9 protein-coding genes are annotated in these 12294 nt (G+C 41.0%); 3 read left to right on the forward strand and 6 right to left on the reverse strand.

From position 1 onward, the window contains the following. Positions 1 to 78: 78 nt before the first annotated feature. Together BM378_RS12400 and BM378_RS12405 are read right to left on the reverse strand one after the other, a co-directional pair. Positions 79 to 3231 carry an efflux RND transporter permease subunit gene (locus BM378_RS12400; RefSeq protein WP_074989306.1) on the reverse strand — a complete coding sequence of 1051 codons (3153 nt, stop codon included), beginning with the start codon at positions 3229 to 3231 and terminating at the stop codon, positions 79 to 81. A 3-nt stretch (positions 3232 to 3234) separates the two neighbouring features. Beyond that, entirely contained in the window at positions 3235 to 4407 is a 1173-nt protein-coding gene (locus BM378_RS12405; protein WP_036967700.1) for an efflux RND transporter periplasmic adaptor subunit, read from the reverse strand. A gap of 162 nt (positions 4408 to 4569) precedes the next feature. Here BM378_RS12405 and BM378_RS12410 point away from each other — a divergent pair, with 162 nt between their 5' ends. The 3 genes from BM378_RS12410 (at position 4570) to BM378_RS12420 (ending at position 6166) form a co-directional block, all read left to right on the forward strand. Continuing rightward, positions 4570 to 4818: a YkgJ family cysteine cluster protein gene (locus BM378_RS12410; RefSeq protein ID WP_174403858.1), complete on the forward strand. Its 249-nt coding sequence runs from the start codon at positions 4570 to 4572 to the stop codon at positions 4816 to 4818. A 107-nt stretch (positions 4819 to 4925) separates the two neighbouring features. Beyond that, the gene (locus BM378_RS12415; RefSeq protein WP_065978689.1) at positions 4926 to 5177 is read left to right on the forward strand and encodes a hypothetical protein; all 252 of its coding nucleotides are present in this window, start codon (positions 4926 to 4928) and stop codon (positions 5175 to 5177) included. A 230-nt stretch (positions 5178 to 5407) separates the two neighbouring features. Next, positions 5408 to 6166 (forward strand): hypothetical protein, encoded by a 759-nt coding sequence (locus BM378_RS12420; RefSeq protein WP_065978688.1) that lies wholly within the window; start codon positions 5408 to 5410, stop codon positions 6164 to 6166. Positions 6167 to 6226: 60 nt separating this feature from the next. Here the strand turns inward: BM378_RS12420 and BM378_RS12425 are convergent, their stop codons facing one another. The 4 genes from BM378_RS12425 to BM378_RS12440 all read right to left on the reverse strand — a co-directional run bounded on the left by BM378_RS12425 (position 6227) and on the right by BM378_RS12440 (position 12294). After that, positions 6227 to 8065: a TonB-dependent receptor plug domain-containing protein gene (locus tag BM378_RS12425; protein ID WP_074989307.1), complete on the reverse strand. Its 1839-nt coding sequence runs from the start codon at positions 8063 to 8065 to the stop codon at positions 6227 to 6229. A gap of 181 nt (positions 8066 to 8246) precedes the next feature. Then, a complete protein-coding gene (locus BM378_RS12430; RefSeq protein ID WP_036967710.1) occupies positions 8247 to 8798 on the reverse strand; it encodes a DUF4136 domain-containing protein in 552 nt (183 codons plus the stop codon). A gap of 164 nt (positions 8799 to 8962) precedes the next feature. Further along, a complete protein-coding gene (locus BM378_RS12435) occupies positions 8963 to 11749 on the reverse strand; it encodes an Mks condensin complex protein MksF (RefSeq protein WP_074989309.1) in 2787 nt (928 codons plus the stop codon). After that, positions 11749 to 12294 carry a condensin complex protein MksE gene (locus tag BM378_RS12440; RefSeq protein ID WP_062564547.1) on the reverse strand — a complete coding sequence of 182 codons (546 nt, stop codon included), beginning with the start codon at positions 12292 to 12294 and terminating at the stop codon, positions 11749 to 11751. The genes BM378_RS12435 and BM378_RS12440 overlap by 1 nt, the downstream gene beginning before the upstream one ends.

Genomic DNA, 12294 nt, shown 5'->3' on the forward strand with positions numbered 1-12294 from the left:
AACATATTTGTTTATTTTTTAACAAAAAACGCTTGGTAAGAAAGCTTACCAAGCGCTTGGTTGGGATAAGGAGAGGGCTTAGTTACTCGATGTCTGTAGTGGGGCATCAGGCGTTGTTTTTTTGCCTCTTAGTTTAGCAATTAAACGCTTGAAGTCTTCTAATGCCACGTACTGACATGGAATTAAAATTAATGTAATCACGGTCGCAAATAACACACCAAACGCCAGCGATACAGCCATTGGGATAACTATTTTGGCTTGTAAACTGGTTTCCATAATTATTGGCAATACACCTATAAATGTAGTGATCGACGTTAATAAAATGGCTCTAAAGCGGCGTGCCCCTGCTTGCATTACTGCCTCTTTAATTGCGACTCCTTCTGCTCGGGCTTTATTAACAAAATCGACCATTACGAGTGAATCATTCACAACTACACCTGCAACCGCAATAATGCCGAACACCGACAGGCTGCTCATGGTCATCCCTAAAATCATGTGACCAAACATGGCACCAATCACACCAAATGGAATAACCGACATGATAATAAATGGCTGAGAATATGAGCGAAGTGGAATCGCTAATAATGCAAAAATAATCATCATCGACAGAGCAAAATCACGTACTTGCTCAGCCACACTGTCCATTTCTTCTTGAATACGTCCTGCTACATTACTTTCTACACCTGGGTAGTTTTTAAGTAGGCTGGGTAAATACTCATCACGAATTTCTTTTGCGATTGCAAATGGTTCTGCTTGCTCGGTATTAACCGCAGCCCACACATTAACAGTACGCTTTGCATTTTCTCGGCGAATACGGTTAACCCCATCTACGATATTTACTTTAGCAACTTCTGCCAGCGGCACTTCAACACCCGTTGGCGTAATGATACGTGCATCGGTAATGTCGCTCACAGCATTGCGTGATTCTCGTGGATAGCGAATCATGACTTTGATCTCTTCACCTTCGCGAAGAATACGTTGTGCCTCTAATCCGTAGTAACTAAAACTCACTTGTGAAGCAACATCAGACAGTGTAAGACCTAAGCTATACGCAAGAGGTTTAAGCTCTAACTGTACTTCATCAGTCGCCGATTGTAGTGAGTCATTAACGTCACCAACACCTTCCATGCTGTTAAGTTTCTCTTTAAGTTTTGCTGCGACTTCTTTTAGTTTGTTAATGTCTTTGCCTTCTAAGCGAAAACTTACATCGCCATCATCACGGCCGCCATTCATTATGCTGTCTTGAATGTTAAGTGTTTTTACACCAGGCAGTGGCGGCATTTGTTCACGCCATAACGCACTTAACTGAAATGTATCGATAGGGCGTAAGTCAGGCTCAACTAAAATAGCCATAATATTGGCATTGGTGCGACCTCGTAAGCTGACTGATAAGTCACGGATCATCGATTGACCATACTGCTCTTGCAGTTGCTTATCGACATTTAATATGACGTTTTCAATTGTTTTTGCTGTCTCAAGCGTTGCTTGCTCAGATGACGATAAGTTCATTTCGACTGAGATGCGCGGAAAGTCATGCGGAATTTTAGGGTTCGCAACAAACTTCACTAAACCACCTGCAAACATACCACCGCTCACAATAAGGACACAAATAAAGCCAACAATAACGGTATATCGATAGTGGATACAGTGACCAATAAATGGCGTGTAATAATTATCGACAAAGTTTTTCAAACCGTTATCCATACCTAAACGCAAACGATGTAAAGGGTTTTTAGGGTTGGCAGGCTTATTTTTCATTGCCGCTAGGTGAGCTGGTAAAATAAGTTTCGATTCAATTAAAGAGAAAATTAAACATAAAATAATTACCCCACCAATGGCTTTAGAGAACGCAGAACCAGGTCCCGACGCCAGTGTTTGCGGTAAGAATGCAGCAATGGTTGTTAGTACACCAAATGTAGCAGGAATGGCAACGCGTTTTACACCACGCACAACGTTATCAAGGCTATGGCCGTGTTTTTCAATTTCAGCACTGGCCGACTCACCGACCACAATGGCATCATCAACGACGATCCCCAGAACTAATATGAAGGCAAACAAGGATGCAAGGTTAACGGTGATATCTAAAAAGCCCATTGGCATCATTAAAAAAGCACCTAGGAAAGACACAGGCAACCCCATCATGACCCAAAATGCTAATCGCAATGGCAAGAATAGGGCGAGTACCACCATCACTAAAATACCCCCCCAAATCATATTATCGATCATCATATTTAGACGACCTTCAAGGTAGTAAGTTAAATCGACAATAGGCGATAATTTTACACCCTCTGGTAAGAGTGGGGCTTTATCAGCAAGGTACTGTTTAAGAACCGCTGCAACTTTGGTGATATCTTGATCTTTAGAGGCATTAACTTCAAACGTTAATGAGTTTTTGCCATTGTATTTTGAGTATTGCAGACCCTCTTCAAAGCCATCGTTCACGGTGGCTACATCGCCAAGTAGCACTTGTGCGCCATCGGGTAGGTGCAATAACGGGAGGTTCTCAAACTCTTTACCACGGTAAGCTTGGTTTTCAACACGCATTGAAATATAACCATTTTCAGAGCGAATTTGACCCGCCGACATATTTGCCGAAAAGCTACGCACGGCAGTCGCAATATCCCGGAAGGTTAAACCATACTCGCGCAGTTTATCAGGGCTTATTTCAATACCAATTTCATAATTTAGGCCACTGTGAAATTCAACTAAGTTGATTTGTGGTAACGCTTGAAGTTCATCTTTTATGTCGTTACCCAGCTCTTTTAATTGGTAATTGCTCATATCGCCATAAAGCGCCAAGATCATGACTTCTTGCTCGTACTTATCACGGCGAACAATAGGCCGTTCCATCTCTGCAGGAAAGGTATTAATTGAGTCAACTTGCATCTTGATTTCGTCAAGCACTGCTTGCGGATCGTATTGTTCTTCAATTTCGATCCAGGCTTGTGAAAACCCGCGGTTCGAATAGGTAATTAAGCGTTTAATACCTTCGAGTCCTTCAAGTGACTCTTCGACTTTTATTGTGATGCCTTCTTCGACTTCTTGTGGAGCAGCACCCGGATAAACAGCTTGAATGCTGATCCAGTTACTTTCAAACTGTGGGAACATCTGTTTACGAACAGACATAGCTGTTAGTAAACCGCCCACTAAAATAAAGATCATGAGGAGATTTGCTGCAACAGGGTTGCGAGCAAACCACGCGATTAAACCTTTTTCTCTTTGCGTGGTCATGGCTTAGTCCTCTTTTAACGCGAGTTGCGTGGTTGGCGCGCTTAACTCAGCGTTATCTAACTTTACTGCCATCCCCTCAGTGGGGTACTCAAGGGCTGAGGTAATGAGTTTTTCGCCATTCGCAAGGCCGTTATCCGCGATCACCATACCATTTTGTTCACGCACGATATGAAGGGTTTTAAATGTCAGTGTTTCGCCTTCTTGTAAAACGGCAATTTTGTTGTCTTTTACTAAGTGGTGTGGCACAACAATGGCATTATCTAAAGCGCGACCTTGAATAGTCGCGTTGATGTATGAGCCAAAACGTAATGGATTTTTTTGCTGGTAGGGCGTAGCAACTTGGGCAACTAAATAATTCATTCGACTGCGTTGGTCTACCACACCTTCAGTGCGAACAATGGTAGCTTGCCACGTGGTTTGTTTACCAGCAAACTCAGCGCTAATAGAAACGTTTGCACCAATACCTTGATTATCCAGATACTGTAAGTCTTTATCGGCAACGGGTAAGCGGATTTCAGCAAGTGAGGTAGAACTTAAACTGCCAAAGCTGTTACCCGGGTTAACAACACTGCCTAAACTAATTAAGCGTTCTTCGATAATGGCATCGTAAGGGGCTTTAATATAAGTACGTTCTAAGTTGCGTTTAGCACGCTTAACGCTTGCTTGCGCTGCACGGTAATTAGCAAGTTTTTCAGCGAGTTGTGGTTTACGTAGGTAAAGTTCAGAGGGAATAACTTGATGAGAGTCGCCTTTGATACGATCCCACTCAGCTTGCGCAACAGAAACTTGTGCACGTTCAATCTCCAGTGCAGAACTTGCTTGTGCAAGCCCAGCTTCGGCTTCGATAAGTGCTGCTTCGTAATCATTTGGGTCAATTCGTGCTAGAATATCGCCTTGCTTAACAAAACCGCCTTGTACAAACTGATCAGAAAGCGATACAACTTGGCCGCTAACTTGCGCTACAAGCTCGGTGTGATTCTTTGGCTTAACAATGCCGTACGATTTTACATCGAGAGTAATCGTATCAAAGCTCAATGGTTTAATCGATACAAGCGGACGCGTATCTTGTTCTGGTTTTTCGACAGGGGCTTGCTTCATTGAGGCAAACGCAAAAGCCATTCCTAAGCCGCCGACTAAAACGGCAATAGGGAGAATGATTTGTTTTTTACTAGCCACGGGATATTCCCTCACGGTTGACGGTAATGATTAAATTTAAAATTTGTTAGGCTAAGCATACGCAATAAAGTGTTTACAAGGCGTTTGAAGATGTAACAAACCATTACACATATTACAAAGACGCGATAAAGGTTCTTAAAGAGGTACGTGATGACAGATAAAATGGCATGTAGATTAGGCTGTGGCGCCTGTTGTATTGCACCTAGTATTAGCTCACCCATTCCAGGGATGCCAAACGGCAAAGCGGCCGGAGAGCGCTGTATTCAGCTTGATGAGAATAATTTGTGTAAATTATTTGGTGACGAATCAAGACCCAAAGTATGCAGTGATTTTTCTGCCACGATAGATGTGTGTGGCACGACTAACGAACAAGCATTGTATTTAATTACCGAACTTGAACAGATGACATAAATTTGGCTGTTGTTTCTGAAAAGCTTTAAACAATATTTATCATAAAACATTTAGCAAGCTGGTTCTATTTTAGTTACGATACACTGATTTTGTAATTAAGGAAGAATATGAGACACACATCCAATGAAGCATGGTTATTTTTGTTGTTAGTTGTATTAGCTATCGTCATGCCATTCATTATCGGTTTAGTGGTGGTAAAAACTTACCGAAGATTTAAACCCATAGAACAGGCTGATACGGATTCTGTATCGATTATGAGTTCGATTGAAAGCAAAGATAGTTTTTTTAAAATATTATTTGTGGGTTTTTTAGTTAGCTCTCCGATATTTTATGGCTTATATCATTCATTTTTAGCCTAAGAATATAACCAAAAATGCCAGTCTTATTGACTGGCATTTTTGGTTTGCGATCAGTAGAAAAGGCTTCTTTGAATGATTTATAAAAATTAAACAGATACTTTGAAATAACTACATTTCAGTTCGCAATAAAAATACTCAACTCATATCTATTCGACTTATCTATTAACTGGAGAGTGAGCTATTTAGGCTAATCTAGTTTTGAAAGTGAGCTTATTTAATTAAGGGATTAAATGAAAAAATCAAAAATTATCCTTGCAAATTGTCCTGATATAGAAAGTTTTGAGGTTGTTTTCTCTAATTCGAGTTTGAACTTATCTGCTTACGAAAATACCTTAACAGGTTATTGGAATGACGTAATTGAGGACTCAAATAAAGCAGGTATCGAGGTATGGGATGGACTGTATTATCGGCTAGAGAATATTGATGAGTTGATAAATGGTGCAATGCAATTGCAATTAAGTACTGTGCCATATTCAACGGTTCGCTCGCTTATAAAGTTAAAGCAAAGCCATAATACCCTAGATAGTAGCTACTTTTCTTATCATATAAATACAGGGGCTTTGATATCGACAAGTGATGACTTGTTTGTATTTGGTCAAAAAACAAGACAGTCAGGAACTCAATTTATTGATCTTATTGGAGGTGGACTTCAAAAGGATGAGTTAACAGTAAAGCAGGTTGCTGATATCAAAAATAATATTTTAAAAGAAGCATTTGAAGAGGCGAATATTTCGAGCTCAATGATTGATTGGGTAAACCTTAATTCATTTGTTCTAACTAATACAATGAGTGTTATCATTTTATTCAATATCAAACTCAACGTAGATAAAAGCCAATTATTAAAAGCATTTGAGAGTAGAGTAGAAAATGAGCTATCAGGTTTAGAATTTTTCGATAAGCTAGATGTCGGTGAATTTAGTCGTCGAGAAAATGCGCTTTCTTATTTGAGTTTAATACCGCAGTTAGTAAAGAATTATTCAGTCAGATGATGTTTATATCTAAATTATGCTTAATGCCAGTCTTATTGACTGGCATTTTTGGTTTGTGAACTACCAGCTATACGTAGCGCTTAGTGTATATTGCTCGCCACGTCCTGGAGTGCCGGGGACTTCTTCGAATGATTCATCCCATATGTTGTCTGCTGCTAAAGTAATAAACACATTTTCAAGCTGAGCCGGAGTGAATTTTAGCGTCAGTTGCGTAAAGAAGGCTTCATCGCTTGAGCGTCTCAGGCGATTGCTGTGCTGTTTACGCCATTCATTATCAATACGCAGTTCAAGTACGTCCATTGGTTGCCAAACTGCACCGAGTGTTACACGGTGATCTGGATAGTTTAGGGCGTAAAAACTCGCATCAATATCCGCTGCGCCATAATCTTCGGACTTTTCTAAATAGGTGTAGCTGGCAATAAGCTCGGTGGTGTCAAACGACTTATTAGCTAGGAACTCAACCCCTAAAGTATCAATATCAACAGGGTTGGCAAAACGCGCTGAGGTTGCATCAAAGCGGTAGGTCCAGTCAGTGAGGTTTTTATCTTTACGATAAAATATCGCTGAATCTAAGCGCCATGTTTGCTCTTCAATTAGCAAGCCTAACTCGAGGTTGTCGGTCGTTTCGCGCTCAAGGTTGTAGTTACTTCTGAATAAACCACCTGTTTCGCTGCCACCAATCGCTGTATAACCTGGTACTTGAGTTGCCTCTGCGTATGACGCATACCACGTGTGTTCACTGCCATTTTGATTGACAACTTTAAGGCTCGCATCAGCAATGAAGGAGGTATCTGAACTATCACGATTTGTGTTATCAAATGCTGCACCTGCACGCACGGTAAGCTGTTTGTCAGTAGCAAGTGCCGTTGTGTATTCTGGCAATACGCTTAACTTCGTGTAATTGCGTGAAGTAAAGTTGTTTTCAAGAGAAGTAGACTCAATAGAATCTGCAATAAATTGCCCTGAGTAGTTAATTGCATATGCCGTGTTGAGTGCGTGGCGGCCCGATAACCCCAGTGATTTTACCGTTGTTTCGTGAAAAGCTTCAAAAATAGCGGGGTTTTCACGTGATAATACATAGTGATCGTTATGTTTACGATAATAACCGGTCACTTCAAATGTATTGCTCGCACCGTACAAGTGTTTGTGATTTAACATTACCAATGTGGTTTCAAGATCTTCGGTTTCATTAAAATTAAACGGCGTGTATAAGTTGGGCCAACCAAAAAACTTTGCTTGTTTACCGAACATTAAATCAGTTTGTGAAGTGTCACTTGCCAGTTGAATGCGTGCCGATGCGCGTTCAAAATCATGGTCACCATTCTTAATAGAACCATCACTTTTTGAATGAGAATACTCACCTTCTAAGCCTAAGCGCCAATCAGGCATGCTCTCAAGCTTTTGGCTGTGCGCTGCATGAATACTCTGTAAGTTAAAGCCATTGCTACCAACCCCTAACGAAGCACTCCCCGTGCTTGTAATAGGTCGCCAGCCAAATGAAACGGTCCCTACAGAGCTATTCATGCCATATAGAGCGTTATCAGCACCGGTTAGAACAGCTGGGCCTGCTAGCATCTGCGGTGCAATAGGAATTTCTGCAAAGTAATGCCCTGACTGTGGATCGAATAAGGTGCTGCTGCCAACACGAAAGCCGGTATTTTCAAAAATACCCCCCCGTATCGTCACATCGGCTTGTGCCTCAGCCATATTACGTGATTGTAAGTCGACACGTGGGTCGTATTCTAAATTTGAAACGGGCGCATCAAAGGTGCCAACAGGTTCTTTATTGGCTGTTGCTGATACTTCAACGGTGATTTGTTCAATGTTGTTTGCTTCTTTTGCAAACAGTGAGCAAGTGACGAATAATGCAGGAAGTGTGAAGTGTACCGCTCGTACCATCTAAAACTCTCTTATGATTACTGTGTTGAGAGCAGTGGGGTTAATTACCGTATAAACATGGCAAACCACTGCAAAATTGCGGCTATTGTATCTGAATCACTGAGTTATACCACTCCAACCAGCATTGATTTAGGCATAAAAAAACCGCGAATTAATCGCGGTCTTTTATCGAAACATGTAATTATTGCTTCACTGACTGTGGCGGAAAGTTACTTAAAATATTCGCGACAGTTTCTTTGATCACTTCAGTACGTTTTTCTGGTGACTGGTTCTTTTGTAAACGACCTTCTTTAGCTCCACGCCAAACAAGTTGGTTAGAAGCGCGGTCGACAACATCTAAAATTAATGTGCCTACTTCGTACTCACGCGTTGTTGTTTGCGTGTTGTAGCCCATGCCCCAATAATTCCAGCGTGCGCCATAACCAACATTAAACGTATCTACATCGATTTTAGTATCAACTGATGCATGGTAGTTAATAAGTACATCAGCTTGTGCAACGTCAACTAGTTGCATACCACTTTTTTCAAGTTCAGCATTTACCGCTTCGCGGACACGCTTTTCCATTAATGGACTGATTTGGTAGTTTGCAACATTCTTTGTTAGGCTCGCGTTAGGAACCCACGAGAAAGTTTTATAGTTGCTAAAGTCAGCTGATTTATCGTAATCCCAATCAGGGGTTTTAGCACAAGCCGCTAAAAATAAAACAGCCGTTGCGATTAATAAGTTCTTCATACTGTTTGCTCCTTGGCAAAAATTTCCACTACTTGATTGATAACATAACACAAAAATAATTCAACTGAATGATTATTTAGTTACTATGGCACATTTCAAAAAAAGTAATGTAATAGAATGTAAATATAGTCATCCTTGACTGAATCATTTATTAATTTATGTGATTAGGCGCTGTGTTCGACCTCAATCCAGTCTTTTTCATCGACCCAGTTTTGTGCCCCATCTTTTACTGTCCGAATAGGTACGATGTAGTCACAACTCACTTGTGGCTTAACAGATGCAAAAATTGGCACAAAGCCAAAACTCAATGCGGTTTCTATTATTGCTTTTTGGTTTTGTGGGTCGATATCCGCCGCTTCATCAATATAAATAGGGATACGGTATAAGTTTTGTTCTTGATCACTTAACAGGTAGCGAATAAACAGCATGCCACATAGTAACTTAATTGTTATACGTGTGCCGTTAGAGCCCGCGGAGTCAATTTTTTCGAAGTGCTCTGTTTCACCTGCACGGTTTACTACCTCAAAGCGAATATCAAATAAATCGGTCAGTGTTAATCCCGCTTTATCTGAAGCGAGCTTAATTAAATGATCTTTTGCTTCGTTTACTGCCGACTCACTGTACGGCTCTTGGCTTAATAAATCGAGAGTATCACCTTGCTCAAACTGGTTTGAGGTACTGATAATGGTGTCGATGCTATCAACCAACATTTTTCGCGGGATCACATTGATCTTAAAGGCTTGTAAGTTTGAAATACGATGCTGACTAATGCCTTTGTTAAAGCTATTCATTTCGCGGCGAAGGCGATCTAGGTCTTCACGCAGGCCTTTAATGGTGGCTGCTACTTCGGTAAGGGCAACTCGGCCTTGGCGCTCAACCGCATCGCGTTCGTTATCAATATTGTGAAACGCGCTTATTAGTTTTTCGTACTTAGTGAACTCATCGTTTTCGTTATCGAACTTTGTAATTCCTGCATTGTAAATATGCATGTAGGTATTGCGCACGTTGATATCAAAGTTTCTCAGCTCTTGGCAATCTTTATTAAAATGATGAATGAGATCACTTAAGTTATCAAAATCAATGCTGATTTCGATCATGTACGGCGTTACTTTGCCCGAGTAAAAATCGAGAGTATGGTCAATTCGCTCCGACTTAACTTGGCGTAAGCGGTCAGCTTGGCGGGCGAGTAGATCTTTTTTCGATTTGATAATTGAACGACGATCACTAATTGACCCACTGTTTTTTTGGATATCTTGCAGGTAATCGTCCACTTGTTCGCGTTCAGCATTTAGCTGCTCTTTAAGCAGGGTTTGCGCATCAACAGATTGCTGCATGATTTCAAATTGCTCAAAGCGTTTTAACGCTTCTTCAGAGGCCATTAGCTCATCATAAAGCGCGTCTTTCTCTTTTTGCTTTTGGGCGACATTGGCAGCAACTTCGCGCTGTTGTTTAAACTCTTTTAATGAGTTTTCAAGTGCGGCTAATTGTGCGGTTAATTGCTCTTTGTTTTCGCCAGTTTGCATTTGCACTGGGCTAAGCTTTTTGAGCTTAATCGTTGCACCCGGTAGGGTAAGAATACCGCCTTTTACGTTGGCTGATAATTGCTCTAAAAATTCCCCAAAGGCATCTTCGTCAGTAATCTCGACATCCCCATTGCTGGTGGTTGCAAACGAGAGAATATCGGGATTGAGAATACGCGAGATTTCTTCAACTTCTTTTAAAGACAAGTCTTCACGCATACGAGTAAAGAGGTTGAACTCTAAGTTTTTCAGCTGCAGCTTTAAGCTTTTAATTTGCTTTTGTGTTTCGCTGATGCGGTAATCAAGCGTGTGTAAGCTTTGCCCTTGTGCGCTGTTTAATGAATGCGACAGCGACTCATAGTCCTGCTTAAGCTGAGTAAGGCTTACTTTTAAAGTGGCTTTATTAACCAGTTCAAACTCAGATTTTAATGCTCGGTAGTCTAAAAACCATTGCTCAATTTGCGTTTGTTTGCGTTCAATATCGCGAGACTGTTGAATGTATAACTGTTGCTTTTGTTCAAATTCGTGTTTTTCGTGCTCGATATCTTCAAGGGCAAGATTGAGCTCTGTTAGCTGCTCTTGTTGATAGCTTTCAAAGTCAATTAAAGCTTGGTCAATCTTAGGTGCGTACGCAGCCAGTTTACCTTTTAATACGGTTTGATTTTCAAGCATAGATTCAAGGGCTGCAATAGGCTCTTGCATTGATTCAAGGGCTTTTAACTCGCGTTTGGCACGGTTTACTTTGTCGAATGAGCGACGCCATACTTCATAAAAGTCTACCCGAGAGTTTGACATATGACGCTCAAACACACGCAGCATAAAGCGTTTAACATCACTGGCACCGAGCTTGTGCAAGTTAAGAATACGGCGGAAGATTTCTTTGTAAATTGCCGAGTCTTGTACGTTATTCAGCGGGATCATTTTTAAATTGATATCGCCATCAAACGGCGTCGCACCACCAGTTAAAAGGGCGTTGAGCTCTTGTGCTTTAAGTTCAATAGGATTGAATCCTTGCTCTTTTAAATGATTAAACAGCTTAGTGAACTTAACAATAGTTTTGCCTTGGGTGTAATGGTCAAGGTGTAGTTTGCCCTGATAGCAAAAAAACTGATGTGCGAACCCTGCAATTTTACCCAAACCAGCAACCCCAATGACCACTGGGCCGTTTGGTAAGTCGGCTTCAAGTAATATATATGATTGGTCGGATGAAAAATAAAACTTTCGGGTTTCATCTAAATCGTGACCATCCCACTCGGTAAGGCGTAAATCATTAATTAGCGGAAACTGCAGGGCATTAATAACAGAGCTTTTTCCGGTATTGTTAGGGGCACAAATCGAGCTACTTTTATCAAGCGGGATCACGCATTTTGCATAGCCAGCGGTATTTAATAGCGCAAGCTTACTGAGTCCGTATAGGCTTTGGCTTTGCATTATTCGTCATCTCCTAGGTAGGTTTCTTCGTTTACTTCCATTAATGCATCGATATAACGATAAATAGGGGCTTGTAGCATAAAGCCGTTTTCAACTTCGCGGGCAAGTCCTAAGCGCACCATACGTAGATACACATCTTTACGTAAATCTGAGCCAGAGAAAATTTCAAGTTGATCAAACAAATGTTTATTAATTTGCACAAGGGTTTGCATGAGCTCTAAGTCATTAACCTCGTCGAACAAAGCGCGCATCGGGTCTTTACCTGTGTTGGCATAGTGTTCAATCAAAATGTAAATAGTCAGTGCAATAGCGCGCGAGATCTTGCCCATATTAGGTGTGCTTTCATCGCTGCCAAAGTAGTAATAGCCACGGCTATCGTGTTGTAAATCATGACCGAGTGCATTGAATAGGGCGCGATAAGCATCAATGTGTTGATCAAGCTCTTGCCACATTAAGGTGTCTTGCTCGCTAATGTGATAGCCTGAGGTGAGCTTTTTATTAATCGCTTGTAGATGTGTTAAATCATCTAAATTAATATCTGTCAT

The sequence above is a fragment of the Pseudoalteromonas lipolytica genome (genome assembly GCF_900116435.1).
Classification (GTDB): domain Bacteria; phylum Pseudomonadota; class Gammaproteobacteria; order Enterobacterales; family Alteromonadaceae; genus Pseudoalteromonas; species Pseudoalteromonas lipolytica.